At 71.2% G+C, this 17,513-nt stretch carries 16 protein-coding genes and 1 pseudogene; 13 read left to right on the forward strand and 4 right to left on the reverse strand.

Annotated features, from left to right (window positions below; all coding sequences use genetic code 11):
• The first annotated feature begins 143 nt into the window (after window positions 1-143).
• The 8 genes and pseudogenes from RCO28_RS37690 to RCO28_RS37725 all read left to right on the forward strand — a co-directional run bounded on the left by RCO28_RS37690 (window position 144) and on the right by RCO28_RS37725 (window position 6,136).
• A complete protein-coding gene (locus RCO28_RS37690; RefSeq protein ID WP_308945903.1) occupies window positions 144-788 on the forward strand; it encodes an HAD family hydrolase in 645 nt (214 codons plus the stop codon).
• Window positions 789-823: 35 nt separating this feature from the next.
• Window positions 824-979, forward strand: a pseudogene (locus tag RCO28_RS37695) (MFS transporter); the annotation flags it as partial.
• Window positions 930-2,093 carry an acetoin utilization protein AcuC gene (locus RCO28_RS37700; RefSeq protein WP_308945904.1) on the forward strand — a complete coding sequence of 388 codons (1,164 nt, stop codon included), beginning with the start codon at window positions 930-932 and terminating at the stop codon, window positions 2,091-2,093. The pseudogene RCO28_RS37695 and the gene RCO28_RS37700, both read left to right, overlap by 50 nt.
• A 223-nt stretch (window positions 2,094-2,316) precedes the next feature.
• Entirely contained in the window at window positions 2,317-3,132 is an 816-nt protein-coding gene (locus RCO28_RS37705; RefSeq protein ID WP_308945905.1) for a phosphatase, read from the forward strand.
• A gap of 157 nt (window positions 3,133-3,289) precedes the next feature.
• The gene (locus RCO28_RS37710; RefSeq protein WP_282517019.1) at window positions 3,290-3,499 is read left to right on the forward strand and encodes a helix-turn-helix domain-containing protein; all 210 of its coding nucleotides are present in this window, start codon (window positions 3,290-3,292) and stop codon (window positions 3,497-3,499) included.
• Between the two features lie 132 nt (window positions 3,500-3,631).
• Complete coding sequence (locus RCO28_RS37715) at window positions 3,632-3,730, forward strand: 30S ribosomal protein bS22 (RefSeq protein ID WP_003948845.1); 99 nt, start codon at window positions 3,632-3,634, stop codon at window positions 3,728-3,730.
• Window positions 3,731-3,980: 250 nt separating this feature from the next.
• On the forward strand, window positions 3,981-5,063 hold the full coding sequence (locus RCO28_RS37720) for an NAD-dependent epimerase/dehydratase family protein (RefSeq protein WP_308945906.1): 1,083 nt from the start codon (window positions 3,981-3,983) through the stop codon (window positions 5,061-5,063).
• Between the two features lie 14 nt (window positions 5,064-5,077).
• Window positions 5,078-6,136, forward strand: a complete 1,059-nt coding sequence (locus RCO28_RS37725; protein ID WP_308945907.1) for a lysophospholipid acyltransferase family protein — start codon at window positions 5,078-5,080, stop codon at window positions 6,134-6,136.
• Window positions 6,137-6,207: 71 nt separating this feature from the next.
• On the opposite strand, the gene RCO28_RS37730 is transcribed toward RCO28_RS37725, so the two are convergent.
• The 3 genes from RCO28_RS37730 to RCO28_RS37740 all read right to left on the reverse strand — a co-directional run bounded on the left by RCO28_RS37730 (window position 6,208) and on the right by RCO28_RS37740 (window position 9,969).
• Window positions 6,208-7,416, reverse strand: coding sequence for a DUF5667 domain-containing protein (locus RCO28_RS37730; protein WP_308945909.1), 1,209 nt, complete (start codon window positions 7,414-7,416; stop codon window positions 6,208-6,210).
• Window positions 7,417-7,798: 382 nt separating this feature from the next.
• Complete coding sequence (locus RCO28_RS37735) at window positions 7,799-8,626, reverse strand: ECF subfamily RNA polymerase sigma factor, BldN family (protein WP_308945910.1); 828 nt, start codon at window positions 8,624-8,626, stop codon at window positions 7,799-7,801.
• A 401-nt stretch (window positions 8,627-9,027) separates the two neighbouring features.
• Window positions 9,028-9,969 (reverse strand): HAD-IB family hydrolase, encoded by a 942-nt coding sequence (locus RCO28_RS37740; RefSeq protein ID WP_308945911.1) that lies wholly within the window; start codon window positions 9,967-9,969, stop codon window positions 9,028-9,030.
• A 161-nt stretch (window positions 9,970-10,130) separates the two neighbouring features.
• On the opposite strand from RCO28_RS37740, the gene RCO28_RS37745 reads away from it, so the two are divergent.
• The 5 genes from RCO28_RS37745 to RCO28_RS37765 all read left to right on the forward strand — a co-directional run bounded on the left by RCO28_RS37745 (window position 10,131) and on the right by RCO28_RS37765 (window position 15,953).
• Window positions 10,131-10,409: a glutaredoxin family protein gene (locus RCO28_RS37745; protein WP_282539740.1), complete on the forward strand. Its 279-nt coding sequence runs from the start codon at window positions 10,131-10,133 to the stop codon at window positions 10,407-10,409.
• Window positions 10,410-10,751: 342 nt separating this feature from the next.
• Complete coding sequence (locus tag RCO28_RS37750; protein ID WP_308945912.1) at window positions 10,752-11,582, forward strand: redox-sensing transcriptional repressor Rex; 831 nt, start codon at window positions 10,752-10,754, stop codon at window positions 11,580-11,582.
• A complete protein-coding gene (locus RCO28_RS37755; protein ID WP_308945913.1) occupies window positions 11,579-13,324 on the forward strand; it encodes a glutamyl-tRNA reductase in 1,746 nt (581 codons plus the stop codon). Before RCO28_RS37750 ends, RCO28_RS37755 begins: the two co-directional genes overlap by 4 nt.
• Window positions 13,321-14,301 carry a hydroxymethylbilane synthase gene (gene hemC / locus RCO28_RS37760; RefSeq protein WP_308945914.1) on the forward strand — a complete coding sequence of 327 codons (981 nt, stop codon included), beginning with the start codon at window positions 13,321-13,323 and terminating at the stop codon, window positions 14,299-14,301. The genes RCO28_RS37755 and hemC overlap by 4 nt, the downstream gene beginning before the upstream one ends.
• Window positions 14,298-15,953: a bifunctional uroporphyrinogen-III C-methyltransferase/uroporphyrinogen-III synthase gene (locus tag RCO28_RS37765; protein WP_308945915.1), complete on the forward strand. Its 1,656-nt coding sequence runs from the start codon at window positions 14,298-14,300 to the stop codon at window positions 15,951-15,953. The genes hemC and RCO28_RS37765 overlap by 4 nt, the downstream gene beginning before the upstream one ends.
• Window positions 15,954-16,028: 75 nt before the next feature.
• On the opposite strand, the gene RCO28_RS37770 is transcribed toward RCO28_RS37765, so the two are convergent.
• Window positions 16,029-17,420 carry an FAD-binding oxidoreductase gene (locus tag RCO28_RS37770; protein ID WP_308945916.1) on the reverse strand — a complete coding sequence of 464 codons (1,392 nt, stop codon included), beginning with the start codon at window positions 17,418-17,420 and terminating at the stop codon, window positions 16,029-16,031.
• Between the last annotated feature and the right edge of the window lie 93 nt (window positions 17,421-17,513).

The raw sequence follows: 17,513 nt of genomic DNA on the forward strand, positions 1-17,513 counted from the left end.
GCTAAGCCTCACAGCGCCGATGGTACTGCAGGGGGGACCCTGTGGGAGAGTAGGACGCCGCCGAACTATTTGTTGGGGAAGCCCCGCACCTGATGGTGCGGGGCTTTCCTGTTTTCAGGGGTCTCAGGACTTACAGTCAAAGCATGCGCTATGACCTGGTGATCTTCGACAACGACGGCGTCCTCGTGGACAGCGAGCCCATCTCCAACGCCATTCTGGCCAGCTATCTCACCGAGTTGGGGCACCCCACGACGTACCAGGAATCGCTGCGGGACTACATGGGTGCGGCCATGCACCGGGTGCACGATCTCGTGGCCGAGAGAGGTGGCAAGCCGCTGCCCGAAGACTTCGAGACGGCGTACAACCGGCGCGTGTTCACCGCGTTCCAGGAGGAGTTGGAGCCCGTGTCGGGCGCCGTCGACGTACTGGAGAAGCTCACCGCCGAAGGTGTTCCGTACTGTGTGGCGTCCTCCGGGAGTCACGAGAAGATTCGGGTCGGGCATCTCAAGACCGGGCTCGACGAGTGGTTCGAAGAGGAATGGATCTTCAGCTCGGAGGATGTCGGCACGGGCAAGCCGGCGCCCGATCTCTTTCTGCACGCGGCCCAGCGGATGGATGTCGAGCCGCAGAAGTGCGTCGTCATCGAGGACAGTCCGCTGGGTATTCAGGCGGCGCAGGCGGCGGGTATGGACGTGTTCGCGTTCACGTCGATGATGCCGCGGGACCGGCTCGACGGGGCCACCGCGTACTTCTCCGACATGGGTCAACTCCCGGAATTGCTGGGCTGATTCATCTGCCCAAGCCTGCAGGGCCGTGAGGGACCTGGGACTACCACCGGGGCGCGATGCTCGTACCGATGGTTCTGGTGCTTGTGACGTTGGTGTACGCCCGGTCGTTCGCGTCCGAGGGCGACCGATACGGTGACGGGCATGAGCGGCCGCGCACAGCTGATGTGGGACGAGGCAGTAACGCGCTATGACTTCGGCGCCGGGCATCCGATGGACCCGGTGCGGCTTGCGCTGACCAGAGGGCTCGTCTCGGCGTACGGGCTCGACCGCGACCTGGAGGTCGTGGCGGCGAAGCCCGCGGGGGAGTCGACGCTGCGGCTCGTGCACCGGGAGGACTACGTTGACGCGGTGAAGGCCGCCTCCGCGGACCCCGCCGCGGCCACGGGCTCGTACGGCCTGGGGACCGTCGACGATCCGGCGTTCGCGGGGATGCACGAGGTGTCGGCGCTGATCGCCGGGCAGTCCGTGGGGGCGGCCGAGGCGGTGTGGCGCGGGGAGGCCAAGCACGCGGTGAACTTCGCGGGCGGCCTGCACCACGCGATGCCCGGCGGCGCGGCCGGCTTCTGCATCTACAACGACGCGGCGCTCGCGATCGCGCGGCTGCTCGAGCTGGGGGCGGAGCGCGTCGCGTACGTGGATGTGGACGTGCACCACGGGGACGGGGTGCAGGCGGCGTTCTGGGAGGACCCCAGGGTGCTGACGATCTCGCTGCACGAGCACCCGCGGACGCTGTTCCCGCAGACCGGCTGGCCCGAGGAGACCGGTGCGGCCGAGGGCAGTGCCGTGAACGTGGCGCTGCCGGCGGGGACGGGCGACGCCGGGTGGCTGCGGGCGTTCCACGCGGTGGTGCCGGAGCTGCTCGCCGAGTTCCGGCCGCAGGTCCTGGTCACACAGCACGGCGCGGACACGCACTTCGAGGATCCGCTGGCGCATCTGGCCGTCTCGTTGGACGCGCAGCGCGCCGTGCAGCTCGCCTGCCACGAGCTGGCGCACGAGCACGCGGACGGGCGCTGGGTGGCGCTCGGCGGTGGCGGCTACGCGGTGGTGGACGTGGTGCCCCGGTCGTGGACGCACCTCGTGGCGATCGCCGCCGGGCGGGAGATCGCGCCGGGGACGGAGATCCCGGAGGAGTGGCGCCAGGAGGTGTTCGCGCGTACGCGGGAGTCCGCGCCCCGGCGCATGACCGATGGCCGCAAGCCGTCCTGGGCGGACTGGGAGGCGGGCTACGACCCGGCCGACCGCCTCGACCAGGCGATCCTCGCCACCCGCCGCTCGGTCTTCCCGCTGCGCGGGCTGTTGCCGTAGGCCGATCTCGTACGGAGGCGTGTGCCGTAAGCCGAACTCGTACGGAGGCGCGGCGGAACCCTGAACCGGTAACCGTGAAATGGCCCCTGAACCGTGAACCCTGAACTCGCCTACCAGCAGTGGGAGTCGAGGCGCCCGGCAACGGGCCGGAAGTTAGCCCGACGGTGGGGATTGTCCGGGGTTCCGCGGTCCGGCCGGGGGTGAGTGCGCCAGCATCGCAGGCGTGTTGAGCACCGGCGCCTTGCGGGCGCATCTGCTGGCCGCCCGGCTCGCCGGGCCCGTGGCCACCTCGCGCGAGGAGAGCCTGCGCAGCTATCGGCTCTTCGCGGCCAGGGACCCGCGGGTGCTGCTCGGGCTCGATCCCGAATGGTCGTGGGACGAACGGGACTTGATCGCGCTCATGGCCGACAAGTGCGGCGTATCGGCCGACCCTCGGCACACCACCGGTCCCGATGTGATCGACCCGGAGCGGACGGTGGCCGGTCTCGACGCGTTCGCGGACCGGTTGCGGCAGGCCGCGCGGCGGCGCGCGCCCGTGCTGATCGGCACCGGTCACCCGCATCGACTGCTCGGTTTCTACGCCGAGTTGGCGGACGCCCTCTCGGCGGCCGGATGCAGGGTGCTCACCCCCGCGCAGGGCGTACGTGTCGACATAACGACCCGGTTCGGTCTACGTACGTACGCCCTTGACCATGTGCGCGGGGTTGCGTTGGTGCGCGACGCGGCCGGGGCGGGCGCCGGGCGTGGGACCGGGGCGCACAGCCACTCGCCGCTCCCGGTGCGTACGGCGCTCGCGGCTGCGGCAGAGGCGGGCGGGCCGCTGCCCGAGCTGGTCGTCGGCGATCACGGCTGGGTCTGCGGTGCAGGTCAGCTCGGTGTGGAGGCCATCGGCCTGGCCGATACGGACGATCCGGCGCTGTTCGTCGGGGAGGCGGAGGGGCTGGTGTCCGTCGCCGTACCGCTGGACGACGGGGTGCGTTCCGACTACTACCGGCCGTTGGCGCACTATGTGCTGGGTCGCGCAGGTCTGTCACGGTAGGGGGCCGAGAGGCCTGTCTGTGCCGGTAGGCGGCCTGTCGCAGCACCTCTTCCCCACTCGCACCACCCGCCTCTACTCTGGGTGTGAGCGCGCAGCGACGAGGAGTTACCGGAAGGGGAAGCCGGTGCCCGTCATGTGCGGAAGGTTCGGGTGTGTCATGGCTGCTGAGCAGAGGCCTCTGAGTGAGGTGCAGTTTCTGACCGTGGCGGAAGTCGCCTCGGCGATGCGAGTGTCGAAGATGACCGTGTACCGCCTGGTGCACAGCGGTCATCTGCCGGCGATCCGGGTGGGGAGGTCCTTCCGGGTGCCGGAGAACTCGGTGCACGAATACCTTCGCGACTCGTATGTGGGGGTGGAGACAGCCTGATCGGCCACCTCGATTACGGGCTCGGCGCTCGGGCGGGTAGGCTGTGCCGACGTAGGTCGTGTGGGCCCAGATTGCCCCGCACCGAGATTCCCGCCGCAGCGGGAATGTTCCGAGAAGTGAGCGAGGGTAGTCGTGGGCTCTGTTATCAAGAAGCGGCGTAAGCGGATGGCGAAGAAGAAGCACCGCAAGCTGCTGAAGCGCACGCGCGTTCAGCGTCGCAACAAGAAGTAAGCGCCGCCTCAACGCAGCGCATGGCGAAGCCCCCCACCGGTTTGCGGCGGGGGGCTTCGCCGCGTTCTGGCCGCGCTCTCGCCGCGTTCTCACCGCATTCCGGAGTGTGCCGTCCGCGTGGATGTGCCCGTCCTCACTTCGTGCAGCGGGAGGTCATCACAGCGCAACATCCAGGCGCTAACGTGGCCGTACGCGGATCGGGCAGGGCAGGCGCGGGCGCGGCGGTCGTGGAAGAAGGAAGGCGCTGATCTTGGGCAAGGTCGTGCTCGTCACCGGGGTGGCCCGGCAACTCGGAGGCCGTTTCGTACGCCGGGTGCAGCGCGAGCCCGATGTGGACCGGGTGATCGCCGTGGACGCGGTGGCGCCGGAGCACCATCTGGGCGGTGCCGAATTCGTGCGGGCCGACATCCGGCAGCCGGCGATCGCGCGGGTCCTCGCCGAGCACTCCGTGGACACCGTGGTGCACATGGACGTGACGGGCACCCCGCTGGGCGGTGGCAGCCGCGGCTCGGTCAAGGAGACCAACGTCATCGGCACGATGCAGCTCCTCGGCGCCTGCCAGAAGTCGCCGTCGGTGCAGCGCCTCGTCGTCAAGTCCAGTACGAATGTGTACGGTTCGGCGCCCAAGGACCCGGCCGTCTTCACCGAGACGACCCCGCCGAAATCGCTGCCGAGCGGCGGTTTCGCGAAGGACGCGGTGGAGGTCGAGGGGTACGTACGGGGCTTCGCCCGGCGCCGCCCGGACGTCGCGGTGTGTGTGCTGCGCTTCGCCAACATCCTCGGCCCGACCGCCGATTCACCGCTCGCCGACTACTTCTCGCTGCCGGTGATGCCGACCGTGCTCGGCTACGACCCGCGGCTGCAGTTCGTGCACGAGGACGACGTGATCGACGTGCTGCGGATCGGCGCGCGCGAGCCGGAGCGGGGCACGCTCAACAGCGGCACGTTCAACATCGCCGGGGATGGTGTGCTGCTGCTCTCGCAGTGCTCGCGGCGGCTCGGCCGGCCGACCCTCCCGGTGCTCCTTCCCGCGGTGACCTGGGCGGGCAGCGCGCTGCGCACGGTGGGCGTCACGGACTTCTCGCCGGAGCAGGTGCGGCTGCTCACGCACGGCAGGGTGGTGTCCACCCGGCAGATGCGCGAGACACTGGGATTCCGGCCGCACTTCACGACGGCGGAGACCTTCGCGGACTTCGCCCGCAGCCGGGGCCCCGGACTGCTGCCTCCGCAGGCCCTGGCGAAGGCCGTCGACCGGCTGGCGGCGCTGCCCTTCGCGGGCGGCAGCACCACCGGCGACGACGCCGTACAGCACCCGACGCAGAGCGCCAACTGAGGAGCGCAGCAACGATGGCGGACGCCAAGGTCATTCCGTTCGACGAGGGGGCGGCGGACCGGCCGCGCGGTGAGCGCAGGACCCGGCCGAGGCCGACGCCCCGCCGCAAGGCCGCCGAGCCCTCGGCCGTACGCGAGGTGCTCGCCCTGCCCGCCCAGGGCGAGCCGCCCGCCTTCGACGAGACGTCCGGCCTCGACGAGACGTCCGGCCCCGAGGAGGCCGCGCCCCCGCAGGGCGGCTGGGAGAGCCGGATCGCGGGCGGCCTGTCCTTCCTGCGCCGCCGCCTCACCGGCGAGTACGACGTGGACGAGTTCGGCTACGACCAGGAGCTGACCGACCAGGTCCTGATGTCGATGCTGCGGCCCGTGTACGAGAACTACTTCCGGGTCGACGTGAAGGGCATCGAGAACATCCCGGCGGACGGCGGTGCGCTGATCGTCGCCAACCACTCCGGGACGCTGCCGCTCGACGGGCTGATGCTGCAGGTCGCCGTGCACGACCGGCATCCGCAGAACCGGCATCTGCGGCTGCTCGCCGCCGACCTGGTGTTCATGCTGCCGGTGGTGAACGAGCTGGCCCGCAAGGCGGGACACACCCTGGCCTGCGCCGAGGACGCCCAACAGCTGCTGGAGCGCGGGGAGTTGGTGGGGGTGATGCCCGAGGGGTTCAAGGGCATCGGCAAGCCGTTCAGCGAGCGGTACAAGCTGCAGCGGTTCGGCCGTGGCGGGTTCGTGTCGACCGCGCTGCGCGCCGGCACCCCGATCGTGCCGTGCTCGATCGTCGGGGCCGAGGAGATCTACCCGATGATCGGCAACGCGAAGACGCTGGCGCGGGTGCTCGGCTTCCCGTACTTCCCGATCACGCCGACGTTTCCGTGGCTGGGGCCGCTGGGCGCGGTGCCGCTGCCGACGAAGTGGACGATCCAGTTCGGCGAGCCGATCCCGACGGACGGCTATCCGCCGGAGGCGGCCGAGGACCCGATGCTGATGTTCAACCTGACGGACCAGGTGCGGGAGCAGATCCAGCACACGCTGTACAAGCTGCTGGTGCAGCGCCGGTCGGTGTTCTTCTGAGCTCTTGACGCGTACGTGTGTGGGGGCGCCCTCCTGGCCGGAGGGCGCCCCCACACACGTACGTACTGCCGCTACTTCGTGGTGTCCTCGCCGTCGATGCCGAGGCCGGGCAGGAGGCCCGGGAGGACCGGCGGGAGGGTGACGTCGGGCTTGCCGGGAGTGGCGTTCCCGTCGGACGGGGTGGCGCTGCCGCTTTCGTCCGCGGGCGGGTCGAGCAGGCCGCCACCGCCGATGAGGCCGTCGTCCTCGCTGCCGCTCGAGGACGGCTTCGGCTCGCTGTCGCCGGGGCTGCTGCCTGAGCCGTCGCCGGGCGACTGCTTGCCGTCGTCCTCGCCGGTGGTGCCGGAGTCCGGTCGGCCGGTGCCGCTGCCCGTGCTGCTGCCGGACTCCGGGCTGCTCGGCAGCAGGGACTTCAGCGGGCCGACTTCCTCGTCTATGGCGTCGAAGACGGAGCTGACCTCGTCCCCGACGTCGGAGAGCTGCAGCGGGAGGCGGTCGCGCAGGGCGCTCCAGGTGTCGCGGTGCGCCTGCGAGAAGCTGTTCAGGGCCTGGATGGGGGCGATCGACCCGTTGCGTTCGTACGCGGCGTGCAGCAGGCGGTGGCCTTCGCTGGCGTCGTTGCGCATCCCGCTCAGGGTGTGCCGGACCTCGCTGAGCGACTCGTGGTCGAGTGCGCCGACCCGGCCGCGCTCCATGAGGCGGCGGGCCTCCTGGAGACGGGTGGAGGCCTGGTTGAGGTAGAGCTCGCCGCGGGCCGAGTCGTCGTCGGCCATGCCGAGCTTGAGGTCTTCCATGCCGCGCTTCAGCCCGTACAGATGGTCGCCGGGCAGGGCGTCGGAGCTGGCGGCGGCGACGCCGCTGAACGCCCCGGCGGCCACGCCGACGGTGAGGCCGCCGGCCGCGATGCCCTTCGACAGGCGGGAGCGGGGGCGCAATTTGCGTAGCGGGCTTGCCCGGTGGGCGCCCTTGCCCGCGCGCTGTTCGGGCACCGAGGGGCTCACTCCGTCGCCTCCGGCGGCGGTGCCCTCCTGAAGCATCGCCTCCATGGCGGCCATCAGCTGGGCGCGTTGGACCACCTTGACCTCGGGGTCCAACTCCGGCTTGGGCAGCTCGCCGAGATCACCGGCCAAGGCCAACATCCGGCTCCTCGCTGCCTGTTCGGCAGCGGGGGACGCCTCGGTGCTCTCTGGCTGCTCGGCCGCCGCGGCCTGGTCGGACTGCTCCTCCAGGGCCTGGGCGAAGGCGTTCGCCCGCCGGTGTGCCGAAACATTCGCGATCACTGGCGGCACCTCCTCTCGTCATGACGTCCGACTCCCCAGGGGGGCCTGAAGTTGCCCCGCCCTGAGTCCGGCCGCTCGATCGAGTGAGCGGCGCGGGGGCAGGGAGTGACCACAGGGAGCCTGCATCCCGCACAACGACGGTCGCGGCACTTGGGTTACGGACGAAAGATGATCCGACCGCTTTCCTCATCGACCCGTCACAGGAGGTGAGTTGGGGGTCACGATGCGTTGCCGGAAGGCGGGGGAGAGAGGGCCGAGGCCGTACGGGGACGAGGGGCTCTGGCCGTATGGGGACTGTGGGAGGTGGTGGGGGTGGGTGTGGTGTGGGGGACGGATGGCGTGCGGGTGGTGCGGGTAGTGCGGGTGGTGCGGGTGGTGCGGGTCAGCGGGCGTCGTCCGGCAGGAGCCGGGCGAGGGTGCGCACCGCGCGGTACTGGAGGGTCTTGATCGCGCCCTCGTTCTTGCCCATGACGCGGGCGGTCTCGGCGACCGAGAGGCCCTGGAGGAAGCGCAGGGTCACGCATTCCTGCTGTTGCGGGTTGAGTCGGCGCACCGCTTCGAGCAGCGCGGCGTTGGAGAGGGACTCCAGGACGGAGTCCTCGGGGCTGCGCTCGACCTCGTTCGCGTCGAGCATTTCGCCTGTGGTGACTTCGAGGCGGAAGCGGCTGGACTTGAAGTGGTCGGCGACGAGGTTGCGGGCGATCGTCACGAGCCAGGCGCCGAAGTCGCGGCCCTGCCAGGTGAAGGTGCCGATCCGGCGCAGGGCGCGCAGAAAGGTCTCGCTGGTCAGGTCCTCGGCAGTGGCTTTGCCGCCGACGCGGTAGTAGATGTAGCGGTAGACGGTGTCGCTGTACTGGTCGTAGAGGCGGCCGAAGGCGTCGGCCTCGCCGGCCTGGGCGCGTTCGACCAGGTCCATCATGCGGGCGCTGTCGCTGTCCGCGGCGGGACGGCGGGCGGTGGTCGACGTGGTGCCGGTGCGGCCGCGTCTGCCGGCGGCATGCCGGCCGTCGGGCCGGCGCCCTTCGACGACGGCGGTGCGTGTCGGCCCCTTCCCGAGGCCCTCGGCCAGCGCGTAGCAGGGGGCGGTCGGTGCAGGGACGGCGAAGGCGGGGACGGCGTACGCGGTGGGGACGAAGCCGCGCAAGCGGTCGGCGACCGTTGCGCGCAGCGTAGCCAGGCCCGAGGTGTCAACCCCGACGTGTGGGTACACGGGACTCCCAGAGGCAGAGCTTCCATCACGTGCAGTGTGGGACCGTTCACCCGTCGTAGCGACGTGTGGGGTCCTGTATGCGTCTGAGGAGAATAACGCTTCGTGCAGGGAGCGCTACACCCAGTTGCTCAAATCATCGATTCCGTCGCTTCTGTTACGGATCTTCGGCACTTCAAGTACCGCAGAGTGAGCAGTTGTTGATCGGATTAGACCGTGATCTGTCTGAGTGCGGGGCGTGTTGTGGTCGAGTGCCCCGGACAGGACTGGCGGGCCGGGCACACGGGTAACAGGTACGGATCGGCTCGCACGGGAGCCCGCCCCCGGCCGTGTACGGACGGTGCACGGCACACGGACCCCCGCCGGTCACGGGGAGTACGCGCGGCGGCGGGGGAGTCGGGGGTTCAGCGGCGGCGGCGGTGCAGGGCGACCGCGGCGGCGGTGCCACCGGCGATCGCGCCCACGCCGGCGGCGGCCGGGATGCCGACCTTGGCGGCCTTGCGGCCGGTGCGATAGTCGCGCAGTCGCCAGTCCCGTTCGCGTGCGTGCTTGCGCAGTTTGCTGTCGGGGTTGATCGCGTACGGGTGCCCGACGAGCGACAGCATCGGAATGTCGTTGTGCGAGTCGCTGTACGCCGCGCAGCGGTTGAGGTCCAGGCCCTCCGCCGCGGCGAGGGCGCGCACCGCCTCGGCCTTCGCGGGGCCGTGCAGCGGTTCGCCGACGAGCTTGCCGGTGTAGACGCCGTCGACGGACTCCGCGACGGTGCCGAGGGCGCCGGTCAGGCCGAGGCGGCGGGAGATGATCGTCGCGGTCTCGACGGGGGCGGCGGTGACGAGCCAGACCTTCTGGCCCGCGTCCAGGTGCGCCTGGGCCAGGGCGCGAGTGCCCGGCCAGATGCGCTCCGCCATGTACTCGTCGTAGATCTCCTCGCCGATGGACATCAGCTCGGCGACGCGGTGGCCCTTGACGATGGACAGGGCGCTTTCGCGGACGTCCTGCATGTGCTCCGGGTCCTCGACGCCGGCGATCCTGAACCAGGCCTGCTGCCAGGCGAATCGGGCCAGTTCCTGGCGCTGGAAGAACTTCCGTTTGTAGAGGCCGCGGCCGAAGTGGAAGAGGGCGGCGCCCTGCATCACGGTGTTGTCGAGGTCGAAGAAGGCGGCGGCCCTGTCGTCGCCCGCGACCGGGAACTCCGGTTCCGCGGTTTCCGCGGACTCGGTGGGTTCCTCTGCGAGTTCCAGCTCCTGCGAGGACTTGCGCGCTGCCTCCGCCGAGGCCTCGCCTGCCAGGACGCTGCGCGCGGTGGCGGAGCGCCTACGGGGTGTGAGCCATCCGAGAGCGGCCATGTCCGTGAGCATAGCCATTCTGTTCGGTGCCATCGGAGTCGTGCGCGTTCGGAGCCTGTGAACTCTCCGCTACCGCACAGTTAATCGCTGTGACGAGTGCCGCGTGTGGCTCTCGCGACGGAGGGGGTCCGCTCGGCTCGCGGGCGCGCGAGAATGGCCGTATGAGTCCCATTTTTCGGCGTACGGAGAAGAAGCGGCCCGAGGACCGGCTTGTGACCTTGATCGGTAAGCCGGGCTGTCATCTGTGCGATACAGCACAGGAAGTGATCGAAAAGGTCTGCGGAGAGACGGGCGCCGCATGGGAGAAGAAGGACATCACGCAGGACGAGGAGTTGCACCGAAAGTACTGGGAGCAGATTCCGGTGGTGCTTGTGGACGGGGCGCAGCACGACTTCTGGCGCGTCAATGAAGATCGTCTGCGGCGGGCCCTCACCGCCTAGTTGGGGCGGCCCGGCGCAGGCGCGGGCGGTTCCGGGGCGATGCGGGCGGGATCGGGAACTGACCGACCAGTCTGGAATTCGATTACGATCGGGGGCGATTCGGTCTCGGGGGCTTGGAAATCGTGAGGAGAGTGTGCGGTTTTGCCCCCTACGGGTAACCAACGTCGCGCCGCCCGCGCCGGTTCCACTTCGGCGCACGATCGGCGCGTGACCCCGGTCACTCTGGCCGGGCAAATCGGACACCACCTTTGTGCACGCGTTCACAAAGACATAGCCTGCATTCGACGGGGCGGTCTGGGGACTTCTGGCCGCCTACAGCCCCGCTCTACCCGCAGGAGCACCGTGGCAACTGGCCGAACTCACCGACCGGCGACCCGCAGCCGAGGCATTCCCGAGGCCACCGTCGCCCGGCTTCCGCTGTACCTTCGCGCGCTGACAGCACTGTCGGAGCGCTCGGTTCCCACGGTCTCCTCCGAGGAACTCGCGGCCGCGGCGGGGGTCAACTCCGCGAAGCTGCGCAAGGACTTCTCGTACCTCGGCTCGTACGGCACCCGTGGTGTCGGGTACGACGTCGAGTATCTCGTGTACCAGATCAGCCGTGAACTGGGCCTCACCCAGGACTGGCCGGTTGTGATCGTCGGTATCGGTAACCTCGGCGCCGCCCTGGCCAATTACGGCGGATTCGCGTCCCGTGGATTCCGGGTCGCCGCACTGATCGACGCCGACCCGAACATGGCGGGTACGCCCGTCGCGGGCATGCCCGTGCAGCACACCGACGAGCTCGAGAAGATCATCGAGGACAACGGCGTCTCGATCGGCGTGATCTCGACCCCCGCGGGCGCCGCCCAGCAGGTCTGCGACCGCCTGGTCGCCGCGGGCATCACCTCCATCCTGAACTTCGCGCCGACCGTTCTGTCCGTGCCGGACGGCGTCGACGTGCGCAAGGTCGACCTCTCCATCGAGCTGCAGATCCTCGCCTTCCACGAGCAGCGCAAGGCGGGCGAGGAAGCCGGTGCCGAGGCCGTCGCCGCGGACGCCGCCGCCGAGGCCGCGCCGACCGACGCACCGGTCGCCGAGAGCGCCGCGGAGGCCCCCGCGGCGCCCGCCGTCCGCGCCGAGACCACCGACCGCAAGGGACCTGACGGGGACGTACCCGCCGTGATGCCGGCATGAGTCTCCTCGTCGTCGGTCTCAGCCACCGCAGCGCCCCGGTCAGCGTCCTGGAGCGCGCCGCGCTGCCCGCGGACGCCCAGGCCAAGCTGCTGCACGACACCGTCGCCGCCGAGCCCGCCACCGAGGCCGCGGTGCTCGCCACCTGCAACCGCATCGAGCTCTACGCCGACGTGGACAAGTTCCACGCGGGCGTCGCCGAGCTGTCCACGCTGCTCGCCCAGCACAGCGGCGTCGGCCTGGAGGAGCTCACCCCGTATCTGTACGTGCACTACGAGGACCGGGCCGTCCACCACCTGCTCTCGGTGGCGTGCGGGCTCGACTCCATGGTCGTCGGCGAGGGCCAGATCCTCGGCCAGATCAAGGACGCCCTGGCCACGGCCCAGGAACTGCACACCGCCGGGCGGCTGTTGAACGACCTGTTCCAGCAGGCCCTGCGGGTCGGCAAGCGCGCGCACTCCGAGACCGGCATCGACCGCGCCGGGCAGTCCCTGGTCACCTTCGGCCTGGAACAGCTCGCCGACGGGGCGCCGGTGGACGAGTGGGCCGCGGGCAAGCGGGCGCTCGTGATCGGTGCCGGGTCCATGTCGTCGCTCGCCGCGGCGACGCTCGCGCGGGTCGGCGTGGCCGAGATCGCCGTCGCCAACCGCACGCGGGCGCGGGCCGAGCGGCTCGTGGAGATTCTTTCCGAGGCCGGTGCGGGGTGCGTGGCGCGGGTTGCCGCGATGGACTCCGTCGACGTGGAGCTGACACGAGTCGACGTTGTCGTTTCGTGTACCGGCGCTACGGGGCTTGTGCTCACGGGGGAGGCCGTTGCGGCCGCTGTTGCCTCCGTGGCCGGGCCCGGGCGGGTCGAGGCTCCCAGCCTGCGGGCTCCGGATGGTTCGTTGGTGGCTCGGCTTGCTGCCGCCGCTGCGCGGAGTGGTCGGCTTCCGGATGCGGGTTCCTTTGCGGATGCGCCGGGCGGCGAGTCGCTTGAGTTGCACGGCACTTGGGCCGGGAACGGGGCTCTGCTCGACAATCCGTCGACGGAGCTGGACTCGTCCTCCTCTTGCCCGGCGCCCGGGGCTGTGCCCACCCTCCCCCAAGCTCTCGACTCCGCTCGAGCAGGGGGGACCCCCATCGCCCCTGGCGGACCAGCTGCCCACAGCAGTAGCGGCAAGACAGCCGTCGACGGTCGCAGCGACTCGGTGCGCACCGTGATCCCCGCGCAGCACGCCCCCGCCAAGCTCGCTCTGCTCGACCTCGCCATGCCCCGCGATATCGACGCCGCCGTGCATCGGATCGACGGTGTGCGGCTCGTCGACATCGAGTCGCTCGCCGAGGCCTCCGCAGATGCGCCGATGGCCGCCGATGTGGACCAGGTGCGCGGCATCGTCGCCGACGAGGTCGCCGCCTTCGGCGCCGCGCAGCGGGCCGCGCACATCACGCCGACCGTGGTCGCCCTGCGCACCATGGCCGCCGACGTGGTGCAGAGCGAACTGGCCCGGCTCCGCGGCCGCCTGCCCGACCTGGACGAGCGGCAGCAGGCCGAGATGACGCAGACCGTGCGCCGCGTCGTCGACAAGCTCCTGCACGCCCCGACCGTGCGGGTCAAGCAGCTCGCGAGCGAACCCGGTGGCTCCGAGTACGCCGACGCGCTGCGCACCCTCTTCGACCTCGACCCGCAGACGGTTGCCTCCGTATCCCGGGCGGACTCGAACAGCAACGAAGACACCGACGCAAGAAACCGGGGGCGAGCATGACTCAGACCCAGAAAGCGCTCCGGCTCGGCACCCGGCGCAGCAAGCTCGCCATGGCCCAGTCCGGCCATGTCGCCGACGCCGTACGGCAGTTGACCGGACGGGACGTCGAGCTCGTCGAGATCACGACGTACGGCGACACCTCGCGGGAACAGCTCGCGCAGATCGGCGGCACCGGCGTCTTCGTCACCGCGCTGCGCGACGCGCTGCTCCGCGGTGACGTGGACTTCGCCGTGCACTCGCTCAAGGACCTGCCGACGACCCAGCCGGAGGACCTGACGCTCGCGGCGACCCCGCTGCGCGAAGACCCTCGCGACGTGCTGATCGGACGCGACGGGATGACCCTGGCCGAGCTCACCGAGGCCGCCCAGGGCGGCGTCGTGCGCATCGGCACCGGCTCGCCCCGGCGCATGGCCCAGCTGAACGCCTGCGCCCGCCAGCGCGGCCTCCGCCTGGAGACCGTGCCGATCCGGGGCAACATCGACACCCGCATCGGGTTCGTACGCAGCGGGGAGCTCGATGCCGTGGTGCTTGCCGCGGCCGGACTCAGCCGCATCGGCAGGACGGACGAGGTGACGGAGTTCCTCGACCCCGACCACGTCCTGCCCGCCCCCGGCCAGGGAGCCCTGGCCATCGAGTGCACCGCAGCGAATGCGGAGCTCGCCGCCACCCTCGCCGAGCTCGACGACCCGTTCACGCGGGTCGCCGTGACCGCCGAGCGTTCCCTGCTCGCCGCCCTGGAGGCCGGCTGCTCCGCACCCGTGGGAGCACTGGCCGACCTGCTGGCCGACGACCAGGTTGTCAAGGAAATGCGCCTGCGTGGCGTCGTCGGTGCGACCGACGGCTCCGCGCTGGTGCAGCTGTCCACCACCGGTCCCGTACCCACCACCCAAGAGCGGGCCGAAGCCCTCGGCCGTGAACTCGCGGCCGAGATGCTGGCCAAGGGTGCGGCCGGTCTGATGGGGGAGCGAGCACATTGAGCCCCACCACCTCTGTACCTCAGGCGTCCTTCGGACCCGGACACGTCACCTTCCTCGGTGCCGGTCCGGGCGACCCGGGACTGCTCACACTGCGCGCCGTGGAGGCGCTGGCCGGCGCCGAAGTGCTGGTCGCCGAGCCCGAAGTGCTGGACGTCGTCCGGGCGCATGCGCGGGCCGGCGCCGAGCTCTCGGGCGCGTCGCAGCAGGCCGGGGCTGACGAGTCATCAAGCCCCGTGGATGCCGCCAATCTTGTCATGGCGGCGGCACGCGGCGGCAAGCGGGTCGTGCGTGCCGTGAGCGGCGACCCGGGCCTGGACGCGGGTGTCGGCGAGGAGATGCTCGCCTGCGCCGCCGAGGGCATCCCCTTCGAGGTGGTGCCCGGCATCGCCGCCGCCGTGGGCGTGCCCGCGTACGCCGGAGTGCCGCTGCGGGACGCGCACGGCGCTGACGTCCGGTTCGTGGACGCGCGTACCGCCTCCGAGCGCTGCTGGACCGAGGTCGGCGCCTCGGACGGCACGGTCGTCGTCTCCACCACCCTGGAGACCGTGGCCGCGGCCGCCGGTGAGCTGGTCGCCGCGGGCCGCAAGCCGGACACCCCGATGGCGGTGACCGTGGCCGGTACGACGACCCGGCAGCGCACCTGGAACGCCACGCTCGGCACGGTCGCGCAGGTCCTCAAGCAGGCCAAGGTGCTGCCGTCGCCGCAGGGGCACCAGCCCGTCATAGCCGTGGTCGGTGAGCCTTCCGCGGCCGCTCAGCGCGACCGGCTGTCGTGGTTCGAGTCCAAGCCGCTGTTCGGCTGGAAGGTGCTCGTGCCGCGTACGAAGGAGCAGGCGGCCTCGCTCTCCGACCAGCTCGTCAGCTACGGCGCGGTGCCGCACGAGGTGCCGACCATCGCCGTCGAGCCGCCGCGTACGCCCCAGCAGATGGAGCGGGCCGTCAAGGGCCTGGTCACGGGGCGGTACGAGTGGATCGCGTTCACGTCCGTCAACGCCGTCAAGGCGGTGCGGGAGAAGTTCGAGGAGTACGGGCTCGACGCCCGTGCCTTCGCCGGGATCAAGGTCGCCGCGGTCGGCGAGCAGACCGCCAAGGCGCTCATCGCCTTCGGCGTGAAGCCCGATCTCGTACCGAGCGGTGAGCAGTCGGCCGCCGGTCTCCTGGAGGACTGGCCGCCGTACGACCCGGTCTTCGACCCGATCGACCGGGTGTTCCTGCCGCGCGCCGACATCGCCACCGAGACCCTGGTGGCCGGGCTCATCGAGCTGGGCTGGGAGGTCGACGACGTCACGGCCTACCGGACCGTGCGCGCCTCGCCGCCGCCCGCGGAGACCCGTGAGGCGATCAAGGGCGGCGGTTTTGACGCCGTTCTCTTCACGTCGTCCTCGACCGTGCGGAACCTCGTCGGCATCGCGGGCAAGCCGCACAACGTCACGGTGATCGCCTGTATCGGCCCGGCGACCGCGAAGACCGCGGAGGAGCACGGGCTGCGGGTCGACGTCATGGCTCCGGAGCCGTCCGTGCACAAGCTGGCCGAGGCGCTCGCCGAGTTCGGCGCGGCGCGGCGGAACGCCGCTGTCGAGGCCGGTGAGGCCGTGACCCGGCCGAGCGAGCGCCGACCTGGTGCGCGGCGCCGCCGGGCAGCGACCTCCTGACGCCGACACCTGATGCGCACGCGGGCCCCGCACCCTCTTCCGAAGAGGGTGCGGGGCCCGCGCGCGTACGCGCTGCTAGTCGGGTGCGACCGTGTGGCCGAAGCGGAGCAGGTTGGCCGGGTCGTAGAGGGCCTTGTCGTGGCGCAGCCGGTCGTAGACCTCCGCGGTCCAGGCGCGGGCGCGGTCCGGCTCGTCGTGCGGGGTGCCGTGGAGGTTGACCATGGTGTGGCCCGTGCCGTACGGGGCCATGGCCGCGTAGAGGGACGTGACCGCCTCCTGGACCGGGGCCGCGGCCTCCGGCACGGGCAGGACCGCGACCGCCTCCAGGAGGTACTCGGCGTCCCGGGCGCAGATCGCGTCCTCCGTCGCCGCGGGGCGGGACAACGCGCCGCCCATGTGGCGCAGTTCGACCATCAGCAGGGGGCAGTCGGAGGCGCCCGGACCCACCTGGGCGAGGAACGTCGCTCGGGCCTCCGGGGGCAGCTCCCGCAGCAGCAGGCAGGACTCCGTCGCGGGGAGCGGGTCCTGCGGGTCCAGGTAGATGCGGTCCATGGCCGCGTACGGCATCTCCTCCACCGTGTCGACCACCACCGGCGCCGCCGCGCGGATCGGGGCCAACAGGCTCTCGCCCTCGGCAGGTTCGCCGGTCCAGGCCAGCACGACGCGCGCCCAGAAGCCGCCGCGCAGCGGCTCGGGGATCTGCGGGATCGGCGGCAGGCGCAGGAGCCCGAAGGAGCTGCACATCTCGTCGGGAACCTGCTCGGCCCACTCCGCCCATGCCTGCAGGAGCGCCTCGGCGTGTTCGCCGGGGCAGTAGATGCCGCCGCCGATCACCGACGTGAGGGGCAGCAGGTCGAAGGTCAGGGACGTGACCACGCCGACGTTGCCCTTGCCGCCGCGCAGCGCCCAGAACAGCTCCGGCTCACTGTCGGCGGTCACCTCGCGGAGCGCGCCGTCCGGTGTGATCAGCTCGAAGGAGCGGACCAGGTCGGCCGCGTAGCCGTAGGTGCGGCCGAGGACGGGGAGGCCGCCGCCCAGGGTGTAGCCGACGACCCCGGCGTCCGTGGAGGAGCCGTTGAGCGTGGCGAGTCCGTGCGGGGCCGCCGCCTCCAGGACGTGCCGCCACTTCGCGCCGGCGGCGACGGTCGCCGTGCGCGCGGCCGGGTCGATGTGTACGTCGGTCATACGGGTCGTGCTGATCAGCAGGCCCTCGGCGATGGGGAAGTTGGCGCCGTGCCCGGTGGCCTGCACGGCGACGGGTGTGCCGGTGTCCGAGGCCCAGCGCAGTGCCGTCGCGATGTCCTCGGGACAGGTCGCGCCGACGACCACGTCCGGGGTGTGCAGCGCCGCCAGGTTGAAGCCGGTGACCTCCTCCGCGTAGCCCTCGTCGCCGGGATGAAGGACCGGGCCGCGGATCTCGGACAGGGCGAGGCGGCCCGGTGCGGGCTGGTGGGGTGTGGTGGTCATCGCAACCTCCGTGGTGGGGCGTACGGAGGGCCGGGGCGGACTTCGGTCAGGCACCGGCGTGCGGCGGATCATGGGTCGACGTGCGGCCGGATC

Origin of the sequence: Streptomyces sp. LHD-70 (assembly GCF_031157275.1) — a bacterium.
Classification (GTDB): Bacteria; Actinomycetota; Actinomycetes; order Streptomycetales; family Streptomycetaceae; genus Streptomyces.

Bases quoted from the DNA above. Each gene is read 5' to 3' on its own strand.
- RCO28_RS37690 (WP_308945903.1), top strand. From the start codon at position 144: ATGCGCTATGACCTGGTGATCTTCGACAACGACGGCGTCCTCGTGGAC.
- RCO28_RS37700 (WP_308945904.1), top strand. From the start codon at position 930: ATGAGCGGCCGCGCACAGCTGATGTGGGACGAGGCAGTAACGCGCTAT.
- RCO28_RS37710 (WP_282517019.1), top strand. From the start codon at position 3,290: ATGGCTGCTGAGCAGAGGCCTCTGAGTGAGGTGCAGTTTCTGACCGTG.
- RCO28_RS37725 (WP_308945907.1), top strand. From the start codon at position 5,078: ATGGCGGACGCCAAGGTCATTCCGTTCGACGAGGGGGCGGCGGACCGG.
- RCO28_RS37740 (WP_308945911.1), bottom strand. From the start codon at position 9,969: ATGGCCGCTCTCGGATGGCTCACACCCCGTAGGCGCTCCGCCACCGCG.
- RCO28_RS37745 (WP_282539740.1), top strand. From the start codon at position 10,131: ATGAGTCCCATTTTTCGGCGTACGGAGAAGAAGCGGCCCGAGGACCGG.
- RCO28_RS37755 (WP_308945913.1), top strand. From the start codon at position 11,579: ATGAGTCTCCTCGTCGTCGGTCTCAGCCACCGCAGCGCCCCGGTCAGC.
- hemC (WP_308945914.1), top strand. From the start codon at position 13,321: ATGACTCAGACCCAGAAAGCGCTCCGGCTCGGCACCCGGCGCAGCAAG.
- RCO28_RS37770 (WP_308945916.1), bottom strand. From the start codon at position 17,420: ATGACCACCACACCCCACCAGCCCGCACCGGGCCGCCTCGCCCTGTCC.